This window comes from Streptomyces sp. BK79 (assembly GCF_044142145.1).
Taxonomy (GTDB): Bacteria; Actinomycetota; Actinomycetes; order Streptomycetales; family Streptomycetaceae; genus Streptomyces.
Genome location: NZ_JBHVOC010000005.1, coordinates 172291 through 197712 on the forward strand (window position 1 = coordinate 172291; position 25422 = coordinate 197712).

Here is a 25422-nt window from a genome sequence, read left to right on the forward strand (position 1 = left end):
AGGGGCGCGACATGCGCAACGAGGGACTGGGGTCGTGGCCCGCACGCCGGGCCCGCAAGACCCCGCACCGCACCGCCCTGGTCCACCACGACACGACGGTCACCTACGCGGCGCTGCACGAGCGCACCACCCGCCTCGCCCACGCCCTGCGCGCCCGGGGCGTCCGGCGCGGCGACCGGGTCGCCTACCTCGGCCCCAACCACCCCTCCTACCTGGAGACCCTCTTCGCCGCCGGCGCGCTCGGCGCGGTCTTCGTCCCGCTCAACACCCGCCTCGCCGCCCCCGAGATCGCCTACCAGCTCGCCGACTCCGGTGCCAGGGCACTCGTCCACGCCCCGTCCGCCGCCGGGATCGTCGCCGGACCGCCGGGCAGCGCCGACGTACGGGCCCGTATCGAGACCGGCCCCGAGTACGAGGAGGCGCTCGCGGCGGCCGGGACCGAGCCGATCGACGAGGCGGTCGCCGCCGACGACACCTGCGTCATCATGTACACCTCCGGCACCACGGGTCGTCCCAAGGGCGCCATGCTCTCCCACGGCAACCTCACCTGGAACGCCGTCAACGTCCTCGTCGACCACGACCTGACCGCCGGCGAACGCGCCCTCGTCTGCGCTCCGCTCTTCCACACGGCCGGACTGAACATGCTCACCCTGCCGGTGCTGCTGAAGGGCGGCACCTGCGTCCTGGTGGAGTCCTTCGACCCGGCAGCCACCCTCGACCTGGTCGAACGGCACCGGATCACCTTCATGTTCGGGGTGCCGACGATGTTCGAGCAGGTGGCCAGGCAGCCCCGCTGGAAGGACGCCGACCTGTCCTCCCTGCGGATACTGACCTGCGGCGGGTCCCCGGTCCCCACCCCGCTCATCACCGCCTACCAGGAACGCGGCCTCACCTTCCTCCAGGGCTACGGCATGACCGAGGCGGCCCCCGGCACGCTGTTCCTCGACGCCGAGCACGCCGTCGCCAAGGCCGGATCGGCGGGCGTACCGCACTTCTTCAGCGACGTACGGGTCGTCCGGCCGGACCTCACCCCGGCCGGCCCCGGCGAGACGGGCGAGGTGGTGGTGCGCGGCCCGCACGTCATGACCGGCTACTGGGGGCTCCCCGAGGAGACGGACGCCGCCTTCGCCGACGGCTGGTTCCGCAGCGGGGACGCCGCCCGCGTCGACGAGGACGGCTACGTGTTCGTCGTCGACCGCATCAAGGACATGATCATCTCAGGCGGGGAGAACGTCTATCCCGCCGAGATCGAGGACCTGCTCCTCGCCCACCCGGACATCACCGAGTGCGCGGTCATCGGCGTGCCCGACGCCACGTGGGGCGAGGTACCGCGCGCGGTCGTCGTCCCCCGCGAGGGCGCCGTCCTCGACCCCGGCGAGGTGCTCGCGTCGCTGACCGGCCGCCTCGCCAAGTACAAGATTCCCAAGTCGGTCGTGGTCGCGGACGAACTGCCCCGCACCGCCTCCGGAAAGCTCCTCAAGTCCCGGGTGCGCGAGCGCTTCGGGAGCCCACGACGCACACGCACAACGGTTGGGGAAGACATATGAGCATCACCGTCAACGGTCTCGACGAGCTGAAGAAGCTGGCCGGCGGCGACCTGGGCACCAGCGACTGGATCGAGATCACGCAGGAGCGCGTCGACACGTTCGCCGACGCCACCGGCGACCACCAGTGGATCCACGTCGACCCGGAGCGAGCCGCCGCCGGCCCGTTCGGCGCCCCCATCGCCCACGGCTACCTGACCCTCTCCCTCTTCATCCCGCTCTTCACGGAACTGCTCGACGTCCAGGGCGTGACGACGAAGGTCAACTACGGCCTCGACAAGGTGCGTTTCCCCGCACCGGTCAAGGTGGGCGCGCGCGTCCGGCTCACCGGCCGGCTCGCCGAGGTCACGGACGTGCCCGGCGGCGTGCAGATCGCCGTCGAGGGGACCATCGAGATCGAGGGCGCCGACAAGCCGGCGGCGGCACTGCGGAGCCTGTCGCGGTTCTACGCCTGAGGCGCGCGCACCGGCACCAGGTCGAGCAGGCGGCGAGCGGCGTCCCGGGCAGGCGGGGTCAGTCGCTCGTGCACCGTCCGGAACGTCTTCTCCGCCCGCTCGGCCGGCCAGTCGTCCGGCAGGTGCTCCACCGGCAGCCGGGGGTCGCGGCGGATCAGCCCGAGCCACTCGGTCTGCATCCGCAGCCGCGACACGAGCGCCTCGTCGCCGTCCGGTGTCCGCTCCGCGCAGGGCCCCCAGTGCCGCACGAACGCCTCGTACGAGGCGGCGAGCCCGGACAGCTCCCAGGTCTCCTCGATCATCGCGCCGATGTCCATGCCCGCGTCCGCGTGCGCGCGGAACACCTTGACGTGGGCGGACAGGTCCAGCTCCGCCACCAGCGCCGCCACGTCGACCTCGCCGGGCGCGATCCACAGCCCGTTGAACAGCGGCCCGAATCCGGCCCAGGCCAGCCGCGAGCGCAGGTCGTGCCGCTGCCGCTGCCAGGACTCCGGCAGCGAGAAGCCGAGCAGCGTCCAGGTGCCGTCCCACCGCCGGTTGACGGCGCCGGTGTGCCAGACGCGCCGTTCGCCGTCGCGCAGCACGGCCTCCGAACGGGCGGTCAGACCGAAGTACATCCGGCGGCCCTCACGCTGGCGGCGCAACAGGCCGCGGCCGACCATGCGGGTCAGGGTCGAGCGGGTCGCCTGCTCGCCGATCCCGGCCCGCGCGAAGACGTCGATCACACTGCCGGAGTACACGCAGACGTCCCGGCCCAGCACCTGGTCGCCCAGGAACGTCAGCATCAGGGACTGCGGCCTGGGCGAGTCGTCACGCGTCACGCGGTCACGGTACCTCCGGCCGGGACACGCCAGGCCGACTCGGTCCCCGGCGGCTCTCGGTCCCCGGCGGTTCCGTGCCGTCGGCACGAGGAACGACGCGGCCCGGGACCGCGCCGCGCCCTCGGCCGGGCGTGGCCCTCCGGCAGGAGAACTCCCCCTGCGCCGTCAGAAGGAAATCTGTAGCGGACACAGTAGACATTGACCCGCGCGACGGGCTACGGTTTTCCCGTAGCCACGAAGTCGACGAGAGGTGGAGCAGAACGCCATCAGGATCGCCCGGGCGAGGACGTCATCCGCCCGGGTACCGCAGGCCCCGGATTGGAAGGTGGTCCCCGGTCACGCATCCGCGATCCCCGCAGCCCCGCCCTCCCGGGCGGAACCTGCGGACAACAAGTCCGGCACCACGCCGGTAGATGGTGTTGAAAGCTCGGGGCCCGGGTGCCGCACGGCACCCGGGCCCCCCGACGCGTCATACGAAAGAAGAGGTCTATGCCCCCTCGCAGTACCCACTCCGTCACCCCCCTGGAAGACGACGACTACCCCGCCTACACCATGGGCCGGGCCGCCGAGATGCTCGGCACCACCCCCGCTTTCCTCCGTGCCCTCGGCGAACACCGCCTCATCACGCCCCTGCGCTCCGAGGGCGGCCACCGCCGCTACTCCCGCTACCAACTGCGCATCGCCGCCCGCGCCCGCGAACTCGTGGACCAGGGCACCGCCATCGAGTCCGCCTGCCGCATCATCATTCTCGAGGACCAGCTCCAGGAAGCCCAGCGCATCAACGAGGAACTGCGGCGACGCCCCGCCGACGTGACGGACACGGCCGACGCCTGACACGTCACCCGCCCGTCCCTCACGCGTCCCGGCGCACGCGGTACGTCACGTGGGTGACCGAGTGCGTCGCCCGCGACTCCACCTGCTCGAGATCCAAGGGCGGTACGCCGTCGAACAACCGTGTGCCGGCGCCGAGCGTGAACGGCACGATGTGGAGTCGCAGCTCGTCGATCAGGCCCGCGGCGAGGTACTGGTTGACGGTGGTCGCGCCCCCTTGGACCGCCACCTCGCGCCCCCCGGCCGCCTTGCGAGCCCGCCGGAGCGCGGCTTCGATGCCGTCGGTGACGAAGTGGAACGTGGTGCCACCGTCCATCGGCTGCGGTGCGCGCGGATGGTGGGTGAGCACGAAGACCGGCGCGTGGTACGGCGGATCGTCACCCCACCAGCCGTTCCACTGCCGGTCCCACGCGCCGCGCACGGGGCCGAACATGTTGCGGCCCATGATGAAGGCGCCGACCGGCGTCAGCCGGTCGAGTTCGGCCTGCCGCTGCTCCGGGGTTTCGAACATCCAGCCGTGCAGCCTGTCGCCCCAGCCGTCGCCGGCGTCGTCGCCGAACGGGCGCTGCTCGCTCTGGCCGAGCCCGGCCGAGTACCCGTCGACGGAGATCGAGAGAGTGCAGGTGACCCTGCCGGAAGGTGTCGCCACTGTGCCCTCCTCCTGCCGGTGGCCTCCCGACACCTTCTCGGTGAGCCACCTGATCCGTTCGTCACAGGGGCAGACCGTCGCGGGCCCACGAACTCATCGCACGGCCCGTCACCGCCCCTTCGCCAGCTCCCGTACCGCCCGCTCCAGCCGCGTCCGCCGGGCCTTTGCCGTCGCGGCCTGGAGCAGCGGCAGCATCACGAGATAGCGGGCGGTACGGTCCAGCGCGTCGAACGCCGCCCGCGCCGCCGGATCCGCGGCCAGCGCCGCGGCGAGGTCGTCCGGGACGCCGGCTGTCGCCTGCGACGCGTACGCGCGGTCCCAGCGGCCGTCCTCCTGGGCCCGCCGGACCTCGGCCAGGCCGGGCTCCCGCATCCGGCCCGCCGCCGCCAACGCCGCGACCTTCTCGACGTTCACCCGCGACCACAGGCTCCTCGGTCGTCGCGGCCCGTACTTCTGCAGGTAGTACCGGTCGTCCAGGCCCCGGCGCTGCCCGGAGATCCAGCCCCAGCACAGCCCCACGTCGACCAGCTCGTCGTCCGTGACCGACGCGATCCCCGACGCCTTCTTGGCCACCTTGACCCAGACACCCTCGCGCCGGGTGTGGTGCTCGGCCAGCCAGTCCTCGAAGGCCGCCGCATCCGGGAACGCGACGACGTCCACCCCGTTGAAGTCCTCCATGCGGGCCAGGCTAGCCCGGCGGGAGCCGGGCGGGTCGGCCGACCGGAGCGGCGGACGCCTGTACCGGCCCGGTCAGCCGGTCAGCCGGTCGAGCCGCTCGCGGTGGACCTGCGTCAGCTCGACGTCCTGCGCGGCCAGGTTCTCCTCGAGGTGGTCGATCCGGGCCGTGCCGGGGATCGGCAGGACGACCGGCGAGCGGCCGAGGAGCCAGGCCAGTGCGACCTGGGTGGGCGTCGCACCGCACTCCGCCGCCACAGCGGCGATCTCGGTCCTCTCGCCCGCCGTTCCCGCCGCGACCGGTCGCCACGGCAGAAACGCGATGCCCGCCGCTTCGCAGGCCGCGAGGACGGGCTCGTGCTCGCGGTCGAGCAGGTTGTAGCGGTTCTGCACGCTGACCACGTCGATGATCTCTCGCGCCTGTTCGAGTTCGCCGACCGTGACCTCGGACAGCCCCAGCCGGCCGACCTTGCCCTCGGCCTGGAGCTCCGCCAGGGTGCCGAGCTGGTCGGCCATCGGCGTCTCGGGGTCGACGCGGTGCAGCTGCAGCAGCTCGATCCGCTCGACGCGCAGCCGGCGCAGGGCCTGGTCCACCTGATCGCGCAGGATCGCGGGCCGCCCGTCCAGCCGCCACGCGCCGTCGGGCCCCGTTCGCGCGACACCGACCTTGGTGGTGACCAGCAGCCCCTCCGGATAGGGATACAGGGCTTCCGCGAGGAGTTCCTCGTTGGCGCCGCCTCCGTACAGGTGGGCGGTGTCGACCAGCGTGACGCCCAGTTCGACAGCCCGCCGGACGACCGCGAGGGAGTGCTCGCGGTCCGCGCCGGGCTCGGTCGGCAGGCGCATGGCCCCGAAACCGAGCCGCCGGACTCCGAGGTCTCCGCCTATGTCGAACGCGGTCGATGCCATCCGCTCTCTCCGCCCCCTCGATGGAAGGGCCACGCTAGCAGCGCCGGTGACCGCGAAGCTGAGTCCCGTCCGTCCTGTCCATCCCGTCCCATCCGTCCCGTCGGAGCGGCGACACCGCGTGCGTGTCCTCACCTCGCTCCGCGGAACGTGTCGCGGTAGGCGCGCGGTGACACGCCCAGCGTCTCGCGGAAGTGCTGGCGCAGCGCGGTGCCCGTCCCGAAGCCGGCCTCCGCCGCGATGCGGTCCACGGGCTGGTCCGTGCGTTCCAGCAGCCTGCGGGCGTACTGGAGGCGCTGCTGGCCGAGCCACCGCATCGGAGGCAGTCCGGTCTCCTGACGGAACCGGCGGGTCAGCGTGCGCACGCTCGTCGACGCCCGGCACGCCAGATCATCCAGGGTCAGGGGCTCGCCGAGGTGCTCCAGCGCCCAGGCGCGCGCGGCGGCGGTCGAACTGCCGTCGGCCTGCGGCACGGGTCGCTCGATGTACTGGGCCTGGCCGCCCTCGCGGTGCGGAGGCACCACCGTCCCGCGTGCGACGGTGTTGGCGATGTCGGCTCCGTGGTCGCTCCGGATCATGTGCAGGCACAGATCGATCCCGGCGGCGACGCCCGCCGACGTCAGGACGCCCCGGTCGTCGGTGTACAGCACGTCCGGGTCCACCTCGATCTCCGGGTAGAGGGCGGCCAGCTCCGGGCAGGACTTCCAGTGCGTCGTGGCCCGCCGGCCCGCCAGCAGCCCGGCCGCCGCGAGCACGAACGACCCCGTGCAGATGGACGCCAGACGTGCTGATTCCGGGACGTGGGCGAGGGCCGCCCGTACCTGCGGGCTGAGCCACCCCCGCCGCTGGGGGCCGTAGTCCTCGACCGCGGCGGGCACCACCACCGTGTCCGCCGCACGCAACGCCTGCGGCCCGAGCGGCACATTGACGGTGAAGTCGGCGTCCGTGGGCACCTCGCCCGGTTCCACGGCACAGGTCACCACCGTGTACAACGGCTGCCCGTCCTCGTCCGCGGCGGTCCCGAACAGCCGGTGCACGATCCCCAGTTCCATGGGCAGCAGACCCGCGCGTACCAGGACCACCACGTTGTGCACACCCTCGTCGCTCACGGCCATGACCGGATTCTTTCACTACGTGTCCGGACGGCCAGTGGTTCGCCCGCCCGCCCCGTCGAAGGATGCGGGGCATGGACAACGCGATCACCCGTCACACGAAGGATTCCGGCCGCCGCGCCTGGTGGGTGGCAGCCGTCACCGGGGTGGCGGTCGTCGTCGCCGGCGCCTTCTCGACCATGCCGGGCATCCTCCAGGACCCCCTGCGGCAGGAGTTCCAGTGGTCGCGGGGCTCGATCGGCCTGGCGGCCTCGGTCAACATGATCCTGTACGGCGTCACCGCGCCCTTGGCGGCCGCCCTGATGGACCGGTTCGGCATCCGCCGCGTCGTCGTCGCCGCACTCGGCACCGTGTCCGCCGGTGCGGTGCTCACCGGCGTGATGGACGCCGCCTGGCAGTTCACGCTCTTCTGGGGGCTCCTCGTCGGCCTGGGCACCGGCGCGCTCTCGATGACCCTCGCCACCACCGTCACCCACCGCTGGTTCACCACCCGCCGCGGCCTGGTGACCGGCATCCTCGCCTCCGGCAGCGTCCTCGGCCAGATGGTCTTCCTGCCCGCCCTGTCGTGGACCGTCGCCCGCCACGACTGGCGGCCCGCGCTCATCAGCCTCGCCCTCGCCGCGCTGGCGGTCGCCCCACTGGCCCGGCTCGTCCTGCGCGACCACCCGGCCGACCTGGGCCAACGCCCCTACGGCAGCGACACGTTCGTCCCGCGTCCCGACCCCGTACCCGGCGCCGCCCGCCGCACGGTGACCGTGTTGCGCCAGGCGGCGGGCACCCGCCCCTTCTGGCTGCTCGCCGGCGCGTTCGCCATCTGCGGCGCGTCCACCAACGGCATCATGTGGACCCACTTCGCCCCGGCCGCGCACGACCACGGCATGCCGGTCACCACGGCCTCGACCCTGCTGGCGCTCATCGGCGTCTTCAACGTGGCCGGCACGATCGCCTCCGGCTGGCTCACCGACCGCGTGGACGCCCGCCGGATCCTCGCCGTCACCTTCCTGCTGAGGGGGCTGCTGATGGTCGGCCTGCCGCTGATCATGACCGCCACCGTCAGCGCGCCCATGCTGGTCTTCGTGGTCGTCTTCGGTCTGCTCGACCTGGCCACCGTGCCGCCGGTCATCGCCCTGTGCCGGACCTTCTACGGAGACGACAGCGCCATCGTTTTCGGCTGGACCAACGCGGCGCACCAGATCGGCGCCGCGTCGGCCTCCTTCCTCGGAGGCGTCGCCCGTGACGCGTTCGGCGGTTACGACCCGGTGTGGCTCGCCCTGGGCGCCGCGTGCGCCACCGCGGCACTGCTGTCCCTGGCCGTCCGCCCGCGTCCCGCCGGCCCGACCGGGGCGGGGCGCGAGAGGTACGCCTCCCCGGCCGCGCGGGGATGACGGCGAGGGCACGGCTCGGCCCGCGGATCCCCGCGAACGCCGGGGAAGACCGCCGGCGCCGGACCGGCAGGGGCGGGAGGCGACGGCCGCGCGGCGTTCACCAGCTGATGCCGGCCGCCACCGGCAGGTGGTCGCTGCCGGTGGCCGGCAGGACCCAGGAGCTTTCCGGCGTCACTCCGCGTACCAGGATCTGGTCGATCCGCGCCACCGGGAAGGCCGCCGGCCAGGTGAAGCCGAAGCCGTCCCCGGCCTCGCTCTGGGCCGACCGCAGCCGCGAGGTGACCGGGTCGAGCGCGCGGTCGTCCGTCGTGCCGTTCAGGTCCCCGAGCAGGACCACCCGCTCGTTCCGCTCGGCGGCGACGGCCTTGCCGAGCGCCCGCGCGTTACGGTCCCGGCTCTCCGTCCAGAAACCCCCTCGGGGCATCAGCCGTACCGACCCCAGGTGCGCCACGTACACCGCCAGCGGACCGCGGTCCGTCGCCACGGTGGTGCGCAGCGCCCGGTTGTCGGCCGGCGTGACGTCGTCCGGCTTGGTCTTTGCCAGCGGGCCGTAATCCATCTGGGTGTCGACCGGCCGGGTGTCCGACAGCGGCAGCCTGCTCCACACCCCGACCGTGCCCAGCACCGCGTGGAACGGGTACGTCTTCGCCAGCTCCTTCTCGTACGTGCCCCGGGCCCGCTCGGTCAGTTCCACCAGCGCCAGCACGTCCGCCCCACTGGCCGCCAGGTCGCGGGCGGTGCCGGAGGGGTCGGGGTTGGCGTCCGCGACGTTGTGCTGGGCCACGACGAGGTCGCCGCCGGAGCGGGACTTGTCGACGAGCAGCCCGCCGAAGAGGTTCAGCCACACCACGACCGGCAGCAGCGTCGCGACCACCGCGGCGGCGGAACGGCGCCACAGGGCCCAGGCCAGCAGGACGGGGACGAACAGGCCGAACCACGGCAGGAAGGTCTCCACCAGGCTGCCGAGGCTGCCGCGGTCCGTGATCCGCGCGTGCAGCAGCAGGAGCAGGCCGAGCAGCACCGTCAGCGCCGCCGGCACCCGGCCGCGCTTCCAGGGGCCGGGGCGGGAGACGGCGCGCATCGCCCGGCGCAGAGCCCCGCGCGCGGCACGGGAATCGGTGTCCCGCCGGCGGCCGGGGCCGCCCTGTCCGGTGCCCGCCGTGTCGTCCCGCGTCATCGTCCGGACGGTCTCGCTGCCGTTCACTGCTGCATCCTCGGGTCCTGGGTGGGCTCGGCGTACATGGTCGGGCAGCCGTCGTCGGCCGCTTCGGGGCGCAGTTCGTAGTGCCAGGGCTCGTTGCGGTAGATCTGGCACAGCCCGTACTCGGCGCCGTGCCGGGACAGCCAGGCCGTCGCATCGGACGGCCCGAGGTCGACCGCGTCCCCCGACACGTGAGGAGACGTCTCGGCGGTGGCCACCCAGCGAGCGGCCTCTTCCTCGGACCCGTACTCGGCGACCGCCTCCCGACGGAGCAGGTCCTGGTACGCCCGGGAACGCCAGCCGCTGTTGACGTGGAACGCGACGTGGTCGTCCGCCGCGGCCGTCGCGGCCCGGCGGAGGGCGTCGAGGAGGTCCTCGTCGAGTTCGGCCACCGCTGGTACCGCGTCGTCGAAGACGGTCACGCCGTCGGGGACGACACCGTCGGCCTCGCCGAGGCCACCGGTGGCCTCGCGCGGCTCGCCCCCGTGGTCGGGGCCCAGTGGCCGCGAGGGCGGTGCGTCCGAGGAGGACGGCGAGGACGGGGAGGACGGCGAGGGCGGGGAGGAGCGGGCGGAATCGGCGGACGACCGGGAGCCCGAGGGCTTCTGCGCGTGGGAGTCGCAGGCCGTGACGAGGACCGCCGTGACGGCTGTCAGGGCGGCGGCGAGGAGCCGGCGCGTCCGGTGGGTGGTTGATCGTGTGGTGGATGCGGGCCGATGCATGGAGCCAGTCAAGGCAGCATGGTGTTGCCGGCGCGTATGCGCTTTCCGATACGCCGGCGATATGCGCCGACTCCTAGCATGACGGCATGCGTGTGCTGATCGTCGAGGACGAACCCTTCATGGCGGAGGCCATCCGCGACGGCCTGCGGCTGGAGGCGATCGCGGCCGACATCGCGGGCGACGGTGACACCGCGCTGGGACTGCTGGGCGTCAACACCTACGACATCGCCGTCCTCGACCGCGACATCCCCGGCCCCTCCGGTGACGAGGTCGCCGAACGCATCGTCGCCTCCGGCAGCGGCATGCCGATCCTCATGCTCACCGCGGCCGACCGCCTCGACGACAAGGCCTCCGGGTTCGGTCTCGGCGCCGACGACTACCTCACCAAGCCCTTCGAGATGCGGGAGCTGGTGCTCAGGCTCAGGGCACTCGACCGCAGGCGCGCGCACACCAGACCCCCCGTGCGCGAGATCGCGGGCCTGCGCGTCGATCCGTTCCGCCGCGAGGTCTACCGGGACGGCCGCTACGTGGCGCTCACCCGTAAGCAGTTCGCGGTGCTCGACGTGCTCGTCGCCGCGGAAGGCGGTGTCGTCAGCGCCGAAGAGCTGCTGGAACGCGCGTGGGACGAGAACGCCGACCCGTTCACCAACGCCGTGCGCATCACCGTCTCGGCACTGCGCAAACGCCTCGGCGAACCGTGGATCATCGCCACCGTGCCGGGCGTCGGCTACCGCATCGAGGGCAGGGACCGTGGATAGGCGACCCGGGCTGAGCGCGCGCCTCAAGCTCACCCTCAGCTACGCCGGATTCCTCATGCTCGCGGGCGCCCTGCTGCTCGCCGCCATCGGAGTGTTCCTCCTGCGGCAGGGATGGCTGCGGACCAACCCGGAGGGGGCGTGGCGGGCCACCCCCGGCACCACCTTCGTGCTCGGATTCGCCCCGATGGCAGCCGCCGTCATGGGGTTCCTCCTCGTCTTCGGCCTCCTGGGCGGATGGTTCCTCGCCGGCCGCATGCTCGCCCCGCTCAACCTCATCACGCACGCCACCCGCACGGCCGCGAACGGATCGCTCTCCCACCGGATCCGGCTGCCGGGCCGTCAGGACGAGTTCCGCGAACTCGCCGACGCCTTCGACATGATGCTCGCGCGGCTCGAGGCGCACGTCGCCGAACAGCAGAGGTTCGCGGCCAACGCCTCGCACGAGCTACGCACCCCGCTGTCGGTCTCGAAGTCGCTGCTCGACGTGGCCCGCGCCGACCCGGGCCGCGCCACCGACCCGCTCATCGACCGCCTGCACGCCGTCAACACCCGGGCCATCGACCTCACCGAGGCACTGCTCCTGCTCAGCCGCGCCGACCGGCAGTCCTTCACCCGGGAACACGTCGACCTGTCCCTCATGGCGGAGGAAGCCGCCGAAACACTTCTCCCCCTCGCCGAGGGACAGGGCGTCACCCTCGAGACCGACGGCGACGTCGCTCCCACGATCGGATCGCCGGCGCTCCTGCTGCAACTGACCACGAACCTCGTGCACAACGCCGTCGTCCACAACCTGCCGGAACGGGGAAACGTGTGGGTGACCACCCGGGCCGGCCCCAGGACCGTGACGCTCACGGTCGAGAACACCGGCGACCGGATCGCCCCGGAACTGGCGGCGACCCTCACCGAACCGTTCCGGCGAGGCACCGAGCGCGTCCACACCGGCCACGCGGGCGTCGGTCTCGGCCTGGCGATCGTCAGGAGCATCACCCACGCACACGACGGAACACTCACCCTCACCCCGCGTCCCGCCGGCGGCCTGAGCGTCACCGTGGAACTGCCCGCCGCGTGTTCACCATGACGGACCTCGCGGGCGACGCCGACCGGCGCCGCACGTGGGAACTGCTCGCCGGTTCGCGATGACCGGGTGACCGCGCGTGCGGGGCGGCGGCACGGGAACCCGGTTTCGGCCAGAATCGTTCTTGCGCCCGCGCCGTCCAGCCGAGGAGTCATCGCTTGTCCGCCAGATCGACGGTCCCTCCGGGGCCCGGTGCCCAGCCGTCCCGCCCGGCAGTTTCCGAGCACGGCGAGTGGTGGGGTGGTGCCGGATGAGTGCCGTGGAAGCCTGGCTGGGCGTGCTGGCCGTGTTCGTACTGACCGCGGGCACCGGCTACTTCGTCGCCCAGGAGTTCGCGTACGTCTCCGCCGACCGGCTCGCCCTCGCGCGGGAAGCCGAAGCCGGGGACCGCGGGGCCGCCCGTGCGCTGAAGGTGCTGGCCCGGCTGTCCTTCATGCTCTCGGGCGCCCAGCTCGGCATCACGGTGACCGGTCTGGTCGTCGGTTTCATCGCCGAGCCGTCCGTCTCCGCACTGCTGAGGCCGGTCCTGTCCGGCCTCGGCATCCCCGACGGCGCGGTCACCGGCATCTCCGTCGTGCTCGCCTTCGTCCTGGCCACGGCCGTACAGATGGTGCTGGGCGAGCTGGCCCCCAAGAACCTCGCCATCGCCGTCCCGGAACGGCTGGCGAAATCACTGGCGACATCCACGCTGGCCTACCTGAGGGTCGTCGGCCCCGTGGTCCGCGTCTTCGACGGCGCGGCGAACGGGCTGCTGCGCAAGGCCGGTATCGAGCCGGTCGAGGAACTGCACCACGGAGCCACCCTGGAGGAGCTGGGCCACCTCATCGGTGAGTCCCACGAGCAGGGGCAGCTGCCGCGCGGCACCGCCGAGTTGATCGACCACGCCCTGGAGTTCTCCGAGCGGACGCTGCACGAGGTGATGGTGCCGCGCGTCGACGCGGTCTTCGTCCGCGAGGGCGCCACCGCGGCCGAGGCCATCGAACTGATCGGCAGGCACGGCCACTCGAACTACCCGGTGCTCGGCGACCACCCGGACGACGTCGCGGGGGTGCTGGGCGTACGGGAGCTGATGGGGCTGCCCGCCGGCCTGCTCGCCTCCACCACGGCCGGTGCCGCGGCCCGGGTGCCGCTGCTGCTGCCGGACACCCTGCCGCTGCCGGATGCCGTGGAGCGGATGCGGGAGCGCGACGACGAGTTCGCCGTCGTCCTCGACGAGCACGGCGGTGTGGCGGGCGTGGTCACCTACGAGGACGTCGCCGAGGAACTCGTGGGCGACATCGCCGACGAGTCGGACGAGGTCACCGAGGTCGCGGTCGCGGACGGCGACGGCTGGCTGGTGGACGCCGGGCGCCGGCTCGACGAGGTGGCCGAGGTCACCGGCATCGAGCTGCCCGAGGACGAGGACTACGACACCGTGGCCGGACTGGTCGTCGACCGGCTCGGCCGCTTCCCGGCCGTCGGCGACCACCTCACGGTCGCCCTTCCCGACGGCGACGAGGTGCTGATCGACGTACGCACCCTCGACCGGCACGTACCCGAACGGGTCCGCATCGAGCGGACGACCGAGAAGGCGCAGGCGCAGGCATGAGCTTCCCGATGGCGTTGTCCGTCACCGTCCTGCTGCTCATCGGCAGCGGGTTCTTCGTCGCCGCCGAGTTCGCGCTGGTCGCCGCCAAACGGCACCGCGTGGAGAAGGCCGTCGCCGACGGCCGGCGCGGTGCCAGGGCGGCACTGGCCGGCATGCGCGAACTGTCGCTGATGCTGGCCGGCGCCCAGCTCGGCATCACCGTGTGCACCCTGGGGCTCGGCTCGGTCTCCAAGCCCGCGATCTCCCACGAACTGGATCCCCTGCTGCACCGGCTCGGCCTGCCCACCGCGCTCAGCTACGGCATCGCCTTCGCGGTGGCGATGATCGTGGTCGTGTTCCTGCACATGGTCCTCGGCGAGATGGCACCCAAGTCCTGGGCCATCGCCCACCCGGAGCGCTCCGCGATGCTCCTCTCCCCGCCGTTCAGGGCCGTCGTGAAGGCGGTACGCCCGCTCATCAGGGTCCTCGACGCCCTCAGCAACGCCCTGGTCGGGCTGTGCCGGGTCACCCCGCGCGACGAACTGGCCTCCGTCCACAACCGCGAGCAGCTCACCCACCTGGTGGAGGAGTCCGAACGGCTCGGTCTGATCAGCGAGACCGACTCCGACCTGCTCACCCGCTCACTGACCGAGCCGGAGACCCCGGTACGCGACCTGCGCGTCCCGGCCGCCGACATCACCGCGGTCCACGCCGACGCCGACGCGGACCAGATCCTCGCCCGGGCCGCCGAAAGCGACCGCACCCGGCTCCTGGTCCGTGCGGCGGACGGGGAAGTGCTCGGTTCGGTGCACGCGCGGGACGTCCTGGTCGCCCGCGCCCGGGGCCGCGCCACCAGCGCCCGCGCCCTGGCACGGCCCGTGCCCGAACTCGCCGAGCAGACCACGGTGGCCGAAGCGATCGAGACGCTGCGCCGGCGCCGGGCCACCGTCGCGGTGGTCCGCGACGACACCGGCGCCCTCACCGGCACGGTGAGCCTCGACGACCTCCTCGCCCGCTACCTCCGGCCCCGGACGGTGTAGGCACCTCACCCCGCGCGCGGCCGACACCCGCCGAGCACGATCCCCCCGCGGTGGCGCGAACCCGTCCCTCCCCACGCGGGGGAGGCGCGGAGGAGGCGCTAAGCTGCAGGAGCCTCGTGGGGGAAGTCCGGTCGAAGTCCGGCGCTGACCCGCAACGGTAGGCGGCATCCCGCACAGGATTCCGCGAGCCCGATTACCCACGGTGGTGAAGCTCCTGTCAATCGCCGTGGACTGCGAGAGGTGCTGCGCACGGGGCCCAGCGCCCGGGCCCGCTCCTTCGAACACGCAGGCGCACGGCCCGAGGCGAAAGCGATCCGCCTGTGGCCACGCTCCGCGAACGAACACCCGCCGTGCGGCGCCGCGGCACCGGCGGCGGACCGCCGCCGGCCGGCCGCGTCCCGTTGCCCTGGCTCGTGACCGGCCTGTGCGCCGCCCTTCCCGTCTCCCTCGCCTGCGGAGCGGGCATCGGGGCGTCGGGCATCGCGTGGAGCGAGGTGCTCCACTACCTCTGGGCAGGACTGACCGGTGGCTCCATAGACCCGGACGAGGTCCCCTCCTACCTCATCGTCTGGGAACTCCGCTTCCCGCGCGCGGTGCTGGCCGCCGTCGTCGGCGCGGGACTGGCCGCCGTGGGCGTCGCCGTCCAGGCCATGGTCCGCAACGCGCTCGCCGACCCGTTCGTTCTCGGCATCTCCTCCGGTGCGGCCGTCGGCGCCAACGCCGTGCTCATCTTCGGCGCGTTGGGCGCACTGGGCATCTGGGCGCTGTCCACGGCGGCGTTCGTCTCCGCGCTCGCGGCCATGCTGCTCGTGTACGCGATCGCCCGCACCCCGCGCGGTCTGACACCGCTGCGGCTGGTGCTGACCGGTACCGCGATGTACTACGGCTTCTCGGCCGTGACCACGTTCATGGTGTTCGCCGCCGAGCACGGCGAAGCGGCCCGGTCCGCGATGATGTGGCTGCTGGGCAGCCTGGGCGGCGCGAGCTGGTCGTCCGTTCCGATCGCCGCCGGCGCGGTGCTGGCCGGCCTCCTCCACCTCGGCTGGTCGGCCCGGCGCCTGAACGCCCTGGCGATGGGCGACGAGACCGCCGCCGCGCTGGGCGTGGACCCCGGACGGCTGCGCAAGGAACTCTTCCTGACGACCGCCGCCGTCACCGGCGCGGTGGTCGCGGTCAGCGGGGCGATCGGTTTCGTGGGCCTGATGGTCCCGCACGCCGCCCGGATGCTGGTGGGCGCGGACCACCGTCGTCTGCTGGCCGTCGCCCCGCCCGCCGGCGCCGTGCTGCTGATCTGGGTCGACATCCTGTCGCGCGTGGTGCTCGCCCCGGCCGAACTGCCGCTGGGCGTCCTGACGGCCGCGATCGGCGTGCCCTGCTTCGTGCTGCTCATGCGCCGCCGTACCTACACCTTCGGAGGCGTGTGATGCGGGTCGAGACCGACGGGCTCACCGTGGAGATCTCCGGTGCGCGGGTGGTGGAGGACGTCACCCTGGGGGCGGGCAGCGGTCAGTTCGTGGGACTCGTCGGGCCCAACGGCAGCGGGAAGTCGACCGTGTTGCGGTGCGTCTACCGGGCCCTGCGCCCCACGTCCGGTGCCGTGCGGCTCGGCGGTGACGACCTGCGGGCCATGAGCGCGCGCGACAGCGCACGCCGTCTCGCGGCCCTGCCGCAGGAAGCGGCCGCGGAGTTCGACTTCACGGTGGCCGAGGTCGTGGCCATGGGCCGGCTGCCGCACCAGGGGGCGGTGGCCCGGGACACCGACGAGGACCGGCGTACCTGCGCCGCCGCGCTGGAAGCAGTCGGCGCCGGCCACCTGGCCGACCGCGGCTTCCTCACCCTCTCCGGCGGTGAGAAGCAACGCGTCCTGATCGCCCGCGCGCTCGCCCAGCAACCCCGGATCCTGGTGCTCGACGAACCCACCAACCACCTGGACATCGCCCAGCAACTCGAAGTCCTGGCCCTCGTCCGCGCCAGCGGGCTGACCGTGCTCGCCGCGCTGCACGACCTCAACCTCGCCGCGCTGCACTGCGACGTCCTCCACGTCATCGACGGCGGACGGATCGTCGCGTCCGGCGCCCCCCACGACGTACTGACGCCCTCACTGCTCGCCGACGTCTTCGGGGTCCGGGCCCACCGTGTCCCCCACCCCGAGACCGGTGCGGTGCAGCTGCTGTTCGACCGACTCGCCTCCCGGTAGACCGCCCCCACCGTCCGTATCCGAAGGAGCCACCGCCACCATGCCGCACCGCGCACGCCCCGCCGCCCTCGCCCTCGCCCTCGCCCTGGTCCTCGCCGTCACCGGCTGCGGGGCGGACGTCTCGTCGGGGGAGGGGAAGGGGGAGGGGACGGGGAAGACGGACGGCGCGGAGGCGTCCGGCGGCCACTATCCCGTCACGGTCGAGAACTGCGGCGAGAAGAAGACGTTCGAGCGAGCACCGCGGCGGGTGGTCACCAACGACGTGGGCATCACCGAGATCATGTTCGCCCTCGGGCTCGCGGACCACATGGCGGGATACGTCATGCCCGACGACAAGGGTGACCTCACGGCCGTGCCGTGGAAGGACGGTTACCGCGAGACCAAGTGGCTCTCCAAGCAGCGCATCAACAAGGAGCTGGTGCTCGACGCCCGTGCCGACCTGGTCTTCGCGGGCTGGAACTACGGCTTCGACGAAGGGTCGGGGTTCACACCCGCCGCGCTCCGACGCGTGGGCGTCGACTCGTATCTGCTCAGCGAGTCGTGCCGCAACGGGCGGGGCAAGGCCCGGGGCGTGATGCCGCCGCTCGACGCGCTGTACACGGACCTGCGCAACCTCGGGAAGGTCTTCGACGTCGAGGAGCGGGCCGAGAGCCTCATCACCTCGTTCCGCGAGCAGGTGGCCGATGCCCGGGCGAAGGCCCCGAAGGGCGGCGACCGGCCCAGGGTGTTCCTCTACGACAGCGGTCAGGACAAGCCGTTCACGTCCGGCGCCTACGCGGGCCCCCACGACATCATCACCAAGGCGGGCGGCGACCACATCATGAAGGACCTCGAGGACAGCTGGACCACGGTCGGCTGGGAGACGGTGGTCGCCCGCGACCCCGAGGTCATCGTGATCAACGACTACGGGGACACCACCGCCGAACAGAAGCGGGAGTTCCTCATGTCCTACGAGCCGCTCGCCGACGTCTCGGCCGTCAAGAACGACCGGATCGTCGTCCTCGACTACGCCGACCTCGTCGAGAGCCCCCGCAACCCGGCGGCCGTCAGTTCCCTCGCGGCGGACCTGAGGAGCCTCGGCTCCTGAACGTGCGTGTTCTTGGTCTTTACTGTGACGTGAATCACCGCGAGAGTGCTGAGTGGGGGATGCGGGAAGCTCTCGTACCACCCCATGAGGGCGGAGCCACGAATGCGAGGATGAGCCGCCATGACTGTCGGGTGGTGTCTGCGCACGACGAGGGCCGCGGTGTTCGCGGCCCTCTGCGTGCTGCTCGCCACCCTGGGGCACGTCCTGATGTCGGGGACCCCGGTGCCGTGGTGGGCGCTCGTCCCCGCGACGGCGGTGACCGGTGGCACGGCGTGGTGCCTGGCCGGCCGGGAGCGCGGGCCGCTGCTCGTCTCCTCGGTCGTCGTGGCCGCACAGACCGCACTGCACGAGTGGTTCTCCTACGCGCAGGAGCTGTCGGCGCCGGCCACGTCCGCCTCCGTCGGAGGCATGGCTGACGGCACCTCTTCCACGGGTCACATGGCCTCACCGGAACACCTGGGCCATGCGGGGCACTCCGTTCACTCCATGACTCAGGCGCCCTCCGTCACGGACGCGGCGGGGGCCCTGGAGCCCTTGGCGGGCGTGGGCCACACCATGGGCGGGATGTCGTCCTCGGGCATGCTGGCCGCCCACCTGCTGGCCGCGCTGCTCAGCGGCCTGTGGCTCGCGTACGGCGAACGCGCGGCCTTCCGTCTCCTGCGCGCCGTCGCCGGCTGGCTGGCCGCTCCCTTACGGCTGTGTCCGGTCCTTCCCGCGCCGCCGCACCGGCCGCGCCTTCTCGCCCGTCGTGGCCGCCTGGCGCGCAGGCCGCGTCGGCTGTTCCTCGTGTACGCGATCACTTCTCGGGGTCCGCCCCTGGGGACCGCTGTCGTCTGAGACAGCCGGCTCCCCGACACCGCCCCGGGCGCTCGACGCCCGGACGGCTCGGGCAACGGACGTACGCCGCCCCGCGCGGGTGCGCCCGCCACTCCCGCACCACCACCGGACCCGCCCCGCGTCTCGCGCGCTCGGACCCCGTGGTGGCCGCACGTCCGCGCGTCGGACGTCGGGACCTACGAGAAGGACACCAGGTGATCAGCCCTGCCCTGCCTGACCCGTGCGACAGACCGTCACGCGCCACGCGGATCCGCGACGAGAGGACATACGCGGACGAGTTGACGACCATGTGGGCGCTCGCCGCCCGCGGTGGTGACCAGGAGGCGGTCGAGAACCTCGTCCGCGCCCTCCACCGCGACGTACGCCGTTTCGTCACCCATCTCGGCGCCGATCCGCAGGCGGCCGACGACCTGGCCCAGGACACGTTCCTGCGGGCCCTCGGCAGCCTGCACCGCTTCGAGGGCCGTTCCTCCGCCCGCACCTGGTTGCTGTCCATCGCCCGCCGTGCGGTGATCGACAGCCACCGGTACGCGTCCGCCCGGCCCCGCCTCGCCGACACCGACGACTGGCAGGCCGTCGCCGAACGCGCGCAGGAGCGGGGTCTGCCGGGCTTCGACGACGGCATCGCCCTGACCGAGCTGCTGGACGCGCTGCCCGACGAGCGGCGTGAGGCGTTCGTCCTCACCCAACTGGTCGGGCTTCCCTACGCGGAGGCGGCGGCGCTCAGCGACTGCCCGGTCGGTACGGTCCGTTCCCGCGTCGCCAGGGCCCGCGCGGCCCTGGCGAGGTCCCTGGACGACGCCGAGCGAGCCGGACCCTCGGGTGCGGCCGCCTGACGCCGCGCACGTCACCGGCTTCCCGACCGGCGGGTTCGGCGCCGGTCAGGGCCGCACCGGCATCCAGGCGCGGGCGGCGCACACGAGGGCGTCGACGCCGGTGGTGAGGGTGGGTTCGAGGACGGGGGCGTAGTGCGGGGAGTGGTTGGAGGGCAAGTCGTGGGCGATGCGCACGACGTCCTCCAGCGTCTTGGCGGGGGCGAAGGCCTGGGGGTCGGCTCCGCCGAGGAGCCAGTACACGCAGGGTGCGTCCGCCTCGGTGGCGAGGATGCCGACGTCCTCGCTGCCGGTGACGGGTCCGGGGTCCACCACCAGCCCCGGACCGAGACCGGCGGTGAACGCCTCCCGGGTGCGGGTGCAGGCGTCCGGGTCGTTGATCACGGCGGGGAAGGACTCGGTGAGCGTGATGTCCGGCTCCCGCGGTGCCGCGGACGCCGTCGCTTCGGCCCGTACGATCCGTTCGACGGCGGCCAGGACCTCGTCCCGCACGTGGGCGTCGAAGGTGCGGACGCTGAGCCGGAGTTCGGCATGGTCGGCGACGACGTTGCCGCGGGTGCCGGCATGCAGGGCGCCGACCGTGACGACGGCGGTGGCGGAGCCGGCGATCTCGCGGGAGACGATGCCCTGCAGGCGCATCACCGTCGCCGCGGCCATGAGGACCGGGTCGACGGTCGTCTCGGGCCGTGACCCGTGACCGCCCTTTCCGTGCAGCACGACGGTCAGGGAGTCGGCGGCGGCGAAGGCCGGACCGGGATGCAGCCCGAGGAGCCCGGCCGGCACCGGGGCGACATGCTGCCCCAGGACCACGTCGGGCCGGCCGAAGCGGTCGTAGAGGCCGTCGTCGACCATGGCCCGGGCGCCGCCGGCGGTCTCCTCCGCCGGCTGGAAGACCAGCAGGGCGGTGCCCCGCCAGGCGGTCCGGTCCGCCGCCAGCTCGGCGGCCGCACCCAGGAGGCACGTGACATGCGTGTCGTGGCCGCAGGCATGCATCACGGGAACGGTCTCGCCGTCGCCGTCGGTCGCACGGGCCGTGCTCGCGTAGGGCAGACCGGTGCGTTCCCGCACCGGAAGGGCGTCCATGTCGGCGCGCAGGAGCGCGGTGGGGCCGTCGCCGTTGCGCAGGATCCCCACGACGCCGGTCCGGCCGACCCCGGTGGTGGTCGCGTAGCCCAGGGCGCGGAGCCGGTCGGCCACGATCGCCGCGGTGCGGGTCTCCTGGAAGGCGAGTTCGGGATGGGCGTGCAGGTCGCGGTAGACCGCGGCCAGCTCCGCCGCGGTGGTTGCTGCGGGCATCGTGTGGTCTCCGTTCCTCGGCCGCGTCGGGGCATCGACGGGTGAGCGGCACGGTCCATGTCACCACGCGGTCAGCCCCAGTCGCCGTTGATCCACGCGAGCAGGCGGGCGCGCTTCGTGTAGGAGCACGGAGTGTGGGCGGGGCCGGACGTGACCTGTGCCTCGGACCCGCCCCGGAGGTCGTACCCGTGGTCGACGGGGCCGTACTCGCCGTCCCGGTGGCCGTCCAGGCCGTCGGCCCAGTCGCCTGCCCGGTCGAGGAGACCGAAGTCGAGGTTCTCGAGGTACCGGCCGGCGTCCGCCGGTTCGACGGGTGCGGGGCGACCGTCCGCCCCGGCGACGGGCCGGTCCTCGAGGCAGCCGTCGGAGCGCACGGGCTGGCCCAGCCACCAGCCGGCCAGGAACACGGCGTAGAGAGCGGTGGCGGCGCCGAGGCGGCGAGGGGTCATCCAGGCGGGCATCCCGGGAGTGTCGCACGACGCGGGGCAGGCGCTCGCGTCGGCGGCCACCGCGCGCCGCACCGCCTGTCTACCGCCAGTCGCCCTCCAACCACGCCTGAAGGCGGGGGCGTTCGCTCGTGTCGTTGGTGCAGGAGACGGCGTAGGTGGTGAACGTCTGGGACAGCGTGACGTCGGTGACGGTGAGCGAGTCGTGGACAGGGCCACGGGTGAACGTGGGGGTGGGGGAGGGGGAGGTGCCGCGCTCCTCGGCGATCCGGTCGAGGGCCGCCTGATCGACGTGGCATGCGGGGCTGACGGGCTGCCCCAGGTACCAGCCCGCCACGAACACGCCGTAGACCGCGGCGGCGGCACCGAGACGGCGCGGGGTGACCCGGCGGGGGCCGGCCAGGCGTGGGGCGGGCGGTGTCGGGGTCATGCGCAAGGACCCTACCCCGCAGGCACGCACGCTCAGGCCGAGGCGTCACCGCCGGTGGCCGGCTCCACGGCCGCCACCCTCACCGCCCTTGCGTCCCAACTGGAAGGCACACGCCGGATTTTGAGCTGGTCCGGCAGGTGTGATCTGCCCGCGGTGGGCAACTGGATGGAGAGCGAAGGACCACAACACGCAGATCCACGACTCTCCGGGAGATATCATGTCGAGCTACAGCAGAACGGGCGCGCGGAACACCAGCAGGGCGAACGGGATGGCCATCGCCGGACTGGTCTGCGGAATCGTCGGCCTCCTGTTCCTGCCGATCGTCCTCGGCCCGCTGGCCATCATCTTCGGTGCCGTGTCACTGCGTCAGACCGGCTCGACCATGGCGAAGTGGGCCATCGGCCTCGGCGTGGTCGACATCCTGCTCATGATCCTGATGTTCGTGCTCGCCGCCAACAACGGTGGCAGCTTCACCTGGCACTTCGGCTGACCGAGCCCGTGGCGTTCCCGGCTGCCGGTCGACGACGCCCGGAACTCCGGCCCGGCCGGTCGTCCGCCGCCCCCGACCCCGGCCGAGGCGGGACACGGTCTACGCGGCGGTCCCATGACCGCTCTCCCGCGGATCCCCCGTGGGCCGTGTCAGCCCGTCATCCGCAGCCGCACGCCGGCTCGGCTCCGTGGTGTCCAGCTCCCAGTGGTACCGACACTCCTCGCACCGGACCTCCTCGGTGCCCGGCGCGGCCGGCAGGACCTCTCCGTTCGGACAGTCGCTCCCGTCCCCCCGCCCCGCACACGCCTGCTCCCTCGTACCCGCCATGCGGATGACCGTGCGTCGCGGTACCGGCGGACCGGGAGAGGGCTTGCGGGGGCGCACGGGAGCTCACCCTCGGCACCGCACCCCGGCACGCGACACCCACCTCACCAGTGCTCCCCAGGGGTCGCTCCGGGTTGAAGCCCTGCCGAGTGGGCAGACGCCGGGCCTACCAGCACAACCGATCAGGACCGGATGGCAGTGCATGACCGACACCGACATCACGCGTACCCACACCCACAGGGCTCCCGTCCTCGCCGAAGGCGACAGTTCCGCCGGCATCGCTCACGCTCGTGACGTCACCCGCGCCTTCGTCGACGGGCTGACCCCCGCGCCGGCCGCCGGGACGGCGGAGACCCTCGCCCTGGTGGTCTCCGAGCTGACCACCAACGCCCTGCGGTACGGCGGGGGCCGGTACACGCTCGAACTCACGGCCACCGCCGACGCGCTCCACGCTGCCGTCAGCGATCCCAGCCCCGCACCCCCGCGGGAACGGACCCCCGACCTCAACGGCGGCACCGGCGGCTTCGGATGGCCCATGGTCCGCCACCTCACCAGCATGGTCACCGTCACTCCGGGGCCCGGGCAGGGCAAGACCGTCCATGCCCGCCTGCGGCGACGGCCGAGGTTCGTCGACTCCTGACCCCGCGGCTCCCCGTGGGACCGGTCACTCATGAAGTTCCCCGGAACAGGCCGACCCCGGCGCTGCTTGCCCCCGCAATCTTCGGGTAGCAGCGTGTGAACGGGAACCCGTATCCGCCCGCACAACAGGTTACTGAGAGTGATGCATTCGTGACTGGTCTCGGCAGTTCGGGGGGCGACCTTGTGAAAGGCTCGGGGCATGCTCCCGAGGACGTCGCCCTGGAGATCGCCGACGCCGTCGAGTCCCTGACGAGCCTGTGGTCGCTGGCCGCTCAGGAGGCGGTGCTGCGCCTGTCCGTGCACCAGTTGCGGGCGTTGCGGGCACTCGAGGCGACACCCGACCTCAATCTCACCGGTCTGGCCGAACGGCTGGCCGTGGGGCTTCCCACCGCCAGTCGCCTGTGCGACCGGCTCGAAGCCGCCGGTCTGCTGGAACGCGCCCTTCACCCGCGCAAACGCCGAGAGGTGCAGCTCAGTCTCACCGTGCAGGGACATCGAGTGCTGGACGACGTCGCGGGACGCAGAGCGCACGCGCTGACCGCAGTGCTGGCCGGGATGGAACCCGCCGACCGCATCGCGTTGAGCCGCGGTATGGGAGCCTTCCTGGCGGCGCGGGGATCCGGTCCGCCCGGATGATCACCGCGTCGGGCCGGTGGGGTGGCAGAGCAGCAGGCACACGTCGTCGTCGCGTTCCGATTCGTGCAGCAAGGGCTTGAGCAGGCCTTCCGCCGCGGCGTCCAGATCGTGCGCCGGCGCCACCGCGCTCAGCGACCTGAGGGCCTGGGTGAGGCGGCCCACGCCGGCGTCGAGGCCCTCGGTCCGCCGCTCGACCAGCCCGTCGGTGTAGAGGGCCAGCGTCGAACCGGGCGGCAACTGCGCGGAGTGCTCCCGGTACTGGTGCGGCACGGGCACCCCGAGCATGGGACCCGGCGCGGCGTCCAGGACGCGCACGGTGCCGTCGGGCAGCCGTACGAGGGGCGGGGGATGCCCGGCCGACGCCCAGGTGATGCCCGGCTCTCCCGGCGTGAACCGGGCCAGTGCCGCGGTCGCGTACAGCTCGGGTTGCTGGTGGCGCAGCATGCCGTGCATCCGGGTGAGGATGCCGGCCGGGCCGTCACCGGTGACGGCGTAGGCGCGCAGCGCGGTGCGCAGTTGGCCCATCAGCACGGCGGCGTCGAGCCCGTGGCCGGTCACGTCCCCGATGACGGCGAGGAGGCTGCCGTCGGGCTGGCTGAAGGCGTCGTACCAGTCGCCACCGATGTTCAGCCCGCGGGTGGCGGGCAGATAGCGGGCGGCCAGGAGCAGCCCCGGTGTGGCGGGCAGGTCGGTGAGCTGCGCGCGTTGCAGGGCACGGGCGGTGTCCTCGTGCTGTTCGTAGCGGCGGGCGTGTTCGAGGGCGACGCCCGCGCGACGGGCGAGTTCGACCAGCATGATGCAGGTGTCCGGATCGAACGCGGGTCCCGGCGCGGTCAGGGTGAGCACACCCGTCACTTCCGGCCGCGGCGTGGTGAGGGGGATGGAGAGGATGGCCGTGTCCGGGGCCAGGGCCGAGGGCGGAAGGTCGTCGATGCCGGGCAGGGCGCTGGGACGAGCGGCGGCGAGCTGGGGACGGCCGGTTCGGGCGGCCGCCACGGCGGCGGCCGGGCGGGGGACGGCGGGACGGCCGCCGCGCCCCTGGTGGTCCTCGTCGAAGAACCAGGCATCGACGTGCGCGGCGTGGTCGGGTACGAGGAGGCCGGACAGGCGCCGCAGGATGTCGTCGGGACGCAGCGACGCGCTGACGGCGGCACTGGCGTCGACGAGGAAGGCGAGCAGACGACGGGCGTTCTCGGCCTGCGCGTGTGCCTGCCGTTCGGCGTCCAGCAGTTCCCGCTGGCGCAGCGCGGCGGCGTCGAGTTCGGCGTGGAGGGCCAGCACCCCCTGGTTCGTGTGATGCATCTCCTCCCGGTGGAAGCGGACGAGTTCCTGTAGTTCGTCCAGGCGCCGCAGGACCTCTCCGGCGTCCACGTCGGCGTCGACGAGCGCCTCGGCCAGCACGGTGCGGTCCGGACGGGCGGGCGGGGCCGGGCCGCCCTGCCGCGTGGAGGGGGAGCGTCAGCTGT

General features: G+C 72.9%; 27 protein-coding genes and 1 riboswitch. Of the genes, 16 read left to right on the forward strand and 11 right to left on the reverse strand.

Annotated features, from left to right (window positions below; translation table 11 throughout):
* Positions 1 to 11: 11 nt before the first annotated feature.
* Entirely contained in the window at positions 12 to 1547 is a 1536-nt protein-coding gene (menE, locus tag ACFIF2_RS08025) for an o-succinylbenzoate--CoA ligase (RefSeq protein WP_395571823.1), read from the forward strand.
* Positions 1544 to 1999, forward strand: a complete 456-nt coding sequence (locus tag ACFIF2_RS08030; RefSeq protein WP_395571824.1) for a MaoC family dehydratase — start codon at positions 1544 to 1546, stop codon at positions 1997 to 1999. The genes menE and ACFIF2_RS08030 overlap by 4 nt, the downstream gene beginning before the upstream one ends.
* Here the strand turns inward: ACFIF2_RS08030 and ACFIF2_RS08035 are convergent.
* Positions 1990 to 2820, reverse strand: a complete 831-nt coding sequence (locus tag ACFIF2_RS08035; protein WP_395571825.1) for a PaaX family transcriptional regulator C-terminal domain-containing protein — start codon at positions 2818 to 2820, stop codon at positions 1990 to 1992. The genes ACFIF2_RS08030 and ACFIF2_RS08035 overlap by 10 nt on opposite strands.
* Before the next feature lie 489 nt (positions 2821 to 3309).
* Here ACFIF2_RS08035 and ACFIF2_RS08040 point away from each other — a divergent pair, with 489 nt between their 5' ends.
* A complete protein-coding gene (locus tag ACFIF2_RS08040; protein ID WP_395571826.1) occupies positions 3310 to 3654 on the forward strand; it encodes a MerR family transcriptional regulator in 345 nt (114 codons plus the stop codon).
* A gap of 19 nt (positions 3655 to 3673) precedes the next feature.
* Here the strand turns inward: ACFIF2_RS08040 and ACFIF2_RS08045 are convergent, their stop codons facing one another.
* From ACFIF2_RS08045 to ACFIF2_RS08060, 4 genes are all read right to left on the reverse strand, one after another.
* Entirely contained in the window at positions 3674 to 4300 is a 627-nt protein-coding gene (locus ACFIF2_RS08045; protein WP_395571827.1) for a dihydrofolate reductase family protein, read from the reverse strand.
* A 108-nt stretch (positions 4301 to 4408) separates the two neighbouring features.
* Positions 4409 to 4978 carry a YdeI family protein gene (locus tag ACFIF2_RS08050; RefSeq protein WP_395571828.1) on the reverse strand — a complete coding sequence of 190 codons (570 nt, stop codon included), beginning with the start codon at positions 4976 to 4978 and terminating at the stop codon, positions 4409 to 4411.
* A 72-nt stretch (positions 4979 to 5050) separates the two neighbouring features.
* Positions 5051 to 5884, reverse strand: a complete 834-nt coding sequence (locus ACFIF2_RS08055) for an aldo/keto reductase (protein WP_395571829.1) — start codon at positions 5882 to 5884, stop codon at positions 5051 to 5053.
* A 128-nt stretch (positions 5885 to 6012) separates the two neighbouring features.
* Positions 6013 to 6996, reverse strand: coding sequence for a GlxA family transcriptional regulator (locus ACFIF2_RS08060; RefSeq protein WP_395571830.1), 984 nt, complete (start codon positions 6994 to 6996; stop codon positions 6013 to 6015).
* A 62-nt stretch (positions 6997 to 7058) separates the two neighbouring features.
* On the opposite strand from ACFIF2_RS08060, the gene ACFIF2_RS08065 reads away from it, so the two are divergent.
* Complete coding sequence (locus ACFIF2_RS08065) at positions 7059 to 8378, forward strand: MFS transporter (RefSeq protein WP_395571831.1); 1320 nt, start codon at positions 7059 to 7061, stop codon at positions 8376 to 8378.
* Between the two features lie 97 nt (positions 8379 to 8475).
* Here the strand turns inward: ACFIF2_RS08065 and ACFIF2_RS08070 are convergent, their stop codons facing one another.
* Together ACFIF2_RS08070 and ACFIF2_RS08075 are read right to left on the reverse strand one after the other, a co-directional pair.
* Entirely contained in the window at positions 8476 to 9459 is a 984-nt protein-coding gene (locus ACFIF2_RS08070) for an endonuclease/exonuclease/phosphatase family protein (protein ID WP_395571954.1), read from the reverse strand.
* A gap of 119 nt (positions 9460 to 9578) precedes the next feature.
* Positions 9579 to 10301: a M15 family metallopeptidase gene (locus tag ACFIF2_RS08075; protein ID WP_395571832.1), complete on the reverse strand. Its 723-nt coding sequence runs from the start codon at positions 10299 to 10301 to the stop codon at positions 9579 to 9581.
* A gap of 86 nt (positions 10302 to 10387) precedes the next feature.
* On the opposite strand from ACFIF2_RS08075, the gene ACFIF2_RS08080 reads away from it, so the two are divergent.
* The 9 genes from ACFIF2_RS08080 (at position 10388) to ACFIF2_RS08120 (ending at position 19698) form a co-directional block, all read left to right on the forward strand.
* Positions 10388 to 11059, forward strand: a complete 672-nt coding sequence (locus ACFIF2_RS08080; RefSeq protein WP_395571833.1) for a response regulator transcription factor — start codon at positions 10388 to 10390, stop codon at positions 11057 to 11059.
* Positions 11052 to 12137 (forward strand): sensor histidine kinase, encoded by a 1086-nt coding sequence (locus ACFIF2_RS08085; RefSeq protein ID WP_395571834.1) that lies wholly within the window; start codon positions 11052 to 11054, stop codon positions 12135 to 12137. Before ACFIF2_RS08080 ends, ACFIF2_RS08085 begins: the two co-directional genes overlap by 8 nt.
* Before the next feature lie 247 nt (positions 12138 to 12384).
* Positions 12385 to 13722, forward strand: coding sequence for a hemolysin family protein (locus ACFIF2_RS08090; protein ID WP_395571835.1), 1338 nt, complete (start codon positions 12385 to 12387; stop codon positions 13720 to 13722).
* Positions 13719 to 14741 (forward strand): hemolysin family protein, encoded by a 1023-nt coding sequence (locus ACFIF2_RS08095; protein ID WP_395571836.1) that lies wholly within the window; start codon positions 13719 to 13721, stop codon positions 14739 to 14741. The genes ACFIF2_RS08090 and ACFIF2_RS08095 overlap by 4 nt, the downstream gene beginning before the upstream one ends.
* A gap of 119 nt (positions 14742 to 14860) precedes the next feature.
* A riboswitch (cobalamin riboswitch) is annotated at positions 14861 to 14940 on the forward strand.
* Between the two features lie 121 nt (positions 14941 to 15061).
* Positions 15062 to 16165: a FecCD family ABC transporter permease gene (locus tag ACFIF2_RS08100; RefSeq protein ID WP_395571837.1), complete on the forward strand. Its 1104-nt coding sequence runs from the start codon at positions 15062 to 15064 to the stop codon at positions 16163 to 16165.
* Positions 16165 to 16938 (forward strand): ABC transporter ATP-binding protein, encoded by a 774-nt coding sequence (locus ACFIF2_RS08105; RefSeq protein WP_395571838.1) that lies wholly within the window; start codon positions 16165 to 16167, stop codon positions 16936 to 16938. The genes ACFIF2_RS08100 and ACFIF2_RS08105 overlap by 1 nt, the downstream gene beginning before the upstream one ends.
* A gap of 40 nt (positions 16939 to 16978) precedes the next feature.
* Complete coding sequence (locus ACFIF2_RS08110) at positions 16979 to 18025, forward strand: ABC transporter substrate-binding protein (RefSeq protein WP_395571839.1); 1047 nt, start codon at positions 16979 to 16981, stop codon at positions 18023 to 18025.
* A 120-nt stretch (positions 18026 to 18145) separates the two neighbouring features.
* Positions 18146 to 18862: a hypothetical protein gene (locus ACFIF2_RS08115; protein ID WP_395571840.1), complete on the forward strand. Its 717-nt coding sequence runs from the start codon at positions 18146 to 18148 to the stop codon at positions 18860 to 18862.
* Positions 18863 to 19056: 194 nt separating this feature from the next.
* Positions 19057 to 19698 (forward strand): sigma-70 family RNA polymerase sigma factor, encoded by a 642-nt coding sequence (locus ACFIF2_RS08120; protein WP_395571841.1) that lies wholly within the window; start codon positions 19057 to 19059, stop codon positions 19696 to 19698.
* 45 nt (positions 19699 to 19743) lie between these two features.
* On the opposite strand, the gene ACFIF2_RS08125 is transcribed toward ACFIF2_RS08120, so the two are convergent.
* From ACFIF2_RS08125 to ACFIF2_RS08135, 3 genes are all read right to left on the reverse strand, one after another.
* Positions 19744 to 20991, reverse strand: coding sequence for an amidohydrolase (locus ACFIF2_RS08125; protein ID WP_395571842.1), 1248 nt, complete (start codon positions 20989 to 20991; stop codon positions 19744 to 19746).
* Between the two features lie 71 nt (positions 20992 to 21062).
* Complete coding sequence (locus tag ACFIF2_RS08130; RefSeq protein ID WP_395571843.1) at positions 21063 to 21452, reverse strand: hypothetical protein; 390 nt, start codon at positions 21450 to 21452, stop codon at positions 21063 to 21065.
* 67 nt (positions 21453 to 21519) lie between these two features.
* Complete coding sequence (locus tag ACFIF2_RS08135; protein ID WP_395571844.1) at positions 21520 to 21867, reverse strand: hypothetical protein; 348 nt, start codon at positions 21865 to 21867, stop codon at positions 21520 to 21522.
* Between the two features lie 217 nt (positions 21868 to 22084).
* On the opposite strand from ACFIF2_RS08135, the gene ACFIF2_RS08140 reads away from it, so the two are divergent.
* From ACFIF2_RS08140 to ACFIF2_RS08150, 3 genes are all read left to right on the forward strand, one after another.
* The gene (locus ACFIF2_RS08140; protein ID WP_395571845.1) at positions 22085 to 22357 is read left to right on the forward strand and encodes a DUF4190 domain-containing protein; all 273 of its coding nucleotides are present in this window, start codon (positions 22085 to 22087) and stop codon (positions 22355 to 22357) included.
* 526 nt (positions 22358 to 22883) lie between these two features.
* Complete coding sequence (locus ACFIF2_RS08145) at positions 22884 to 23321, forward strand: ATP-binding protein (RefSeq protein WP_395571846.1); 438 nt, start codon at positions 22884 to 22886, stop codon at positions 23319 to 23321.
* A gap of 149 nt (positions 23322 to 23470) precedes the next feature.
* A complete protein-coding gene (locus ACFIF2_RS08150; RefSeq protein ID WP_395571847.1) occupies positions 23471 to 23956 on the forward strand; it encodes a MarR family winged helix-turn-helix transcriptional regulator in 486 nt (161 codons plus the stop codon).
* On the opposite strand, the gene ACFIF2_RS08155 is transcribed toward ACFIF2_RS08150, so the two are convergent.
* Positions 23957 to 25357, reverse strand: coding sequence for a PP2C family protein-serine/threonine phosphatase (locus ACFIF2_RS08155; RefSeq protein WP_395571848.1), 1401 nt, complete (start codon positions 25355 to 25357; stop codon positions 23957 to 23959). It lies immediately after the preceding gene.
* Positions 25358 to 25422 lie beyond the last annotated feature (65 nt).

What these genes read in the sequence shown, in the direction of transcription:
- menE (WP_395571823.1), top strand. Translation starts at nt 12, where the DNA reads ATGCGCAACGAGGGACTGGGGTCGTGGCCCGCACGCCGGGCCCGCAAG.
- ACFIF2_RS08030 (WP_395571824.1), top strand. Translation starts at nt 1,544, where the DNA reads ATGAGCATCACCGTCAACGGTCTCGACGAGCTGAAGAAGCTGGCCGGC.
- ACFIF2_RS08040 (WP_395571826.1), top strand. Translation starts at nt 3,310, where the DNA reads ATGCCCCCTCGCAGTACCCACTCCGTCACCCCCCTGGAAGACGACGAC.
- ACFIF2_RS08050 (WP_395571828.1), bottom strand. Translation starts at nt 4,978, where the DNA reads ATGGAGGACTTCAACGGGGTGGACGTCGTCGCGTTCCCGGATGCGGCG.
- ACFIF2_RS08055 (WP_395571829.1), bottom strand. Translation starts at nt 5,884, where the DNA reads ATGGCATCGACCGCGTTCGACATAGGCGGAGACCTCGGAGTCCGGCGG.
- ACFIF2_RS08060 (WP_395571830.1), bottom strand. Translation starts at nt 6,996, where the DNA reads ATGGCCGTGAGCGACGAGGGTGTGCACAACGTGGTGGTCCTGGTACGC.
- ACFIF2_RS08065 (WP_395571831.1), top strand. Translation starts at nt 7,059, where the DNA reads ATGCGGGGCATGGACAACGCGATCACCCGTCACACGAAGGATTCCGGC.
- ACFIF2_RS08070 (WP_395571954.1), bottom strand. Translation starts at nt 9,459, where the DNA reads ATGCGCGCCGTCTCCCGCCCCGGCCCCTGGAAGCGCGGCCGGGTGCCG.
- ACFIF2_RS08075 (WP_395571832.1), bottom strand. Translation starts at nt 10,301, where the DNA reads ATGCATCGGCCCGCATCCACCACACGATCAACCACCCACCGGACGCGC.
- ACFIF2_RS08080 (WP_395571833.1), top strand. Translation starts at nt 10,388, where the DNA reads ATGCGTGTGCTGATCGTCGAGGACGAACCCTTCATGGCGGAGGCCATC.
- ACFIF2_RS08090 (WP_395571835.1), top strand. Translation starts at nt 12,385, where the DNA reads ATGAGTGCCGTGGAAGCCTGGCTGGGCGTGCTGGCCGTGTTCGTACTG.
- ACFIF2_RS08095 (WP_395571836.1), top strand. Translation starts at nt 13,719, where the DNA reads ATGAGCTTCCCGATGGCGTTGTCCGTCACCGTCCTGCTGCTCATCGGC.
- ACFIF2_RS08105 (WP_395571838.1), top strand. Translation starts at nt 16,165, where the DNA reads ATGCGGGTCGAGACCGACGGGCTCACCGTGGAGATCTCCGGTGCGCGG.
- ACFIF2_RS08110 (WP_395571839.1), top strand. Translation starts at nt 16,979, where the DNA reads ATGCCGCACCGCGCACGCCCCGCCGCCCTCGCCCTCGCCCTCGCCCTG.
- ACFIF2_RS08115 (WP_395571840.1), top strand. Translation starts at nt 18,146, where the DNA reads ATGACTGTCGGGTGGTGTCTGCGCACGACGAGGGCCGCGGTGTTCGCG.
- ACFIF2_RS08125 (WP_395571842.1), bottom strand. Translation starts at nt 20,991, where the DNA reads ATGCCCGCAGCAACCACCGCGGCGGAGCTGGCCGCGGTCTACCGCGAC.
- ACFIF2_RS08130 (WP_395571843.1), bottom strand. Translation starts at nt 21,452, where the DNA reads ATGCCCGCCTGGATGACCCCTCGCCGCCTCGGCGCCGCCACCGCTCTC.
- ACFIF2_RS08135 (WP_395571844.1), bottom strand. Translation starts at nt 21,867, where the DNA reads ATGACCCCGACACCGCCCGCCCCACGCCTGGCCGGCCCCCGCCGGGTC.
- ACFIF2_RS08140 (WP_395571845.1), top strand. Translation starts at nt 22,085, where the DNA reads ATGTCGAGCTACAGCAGAACGGGCGCGCGGAACACCAGCAGGGCGAAC.
- ACFIF2_RS08145 (WP_395571846.1), top strand. Translation starts at nt 22,884, where the DNA reads ATGACCGACACCGACATCACGCGTACCCACACCCACAGGGCTCCCGTC.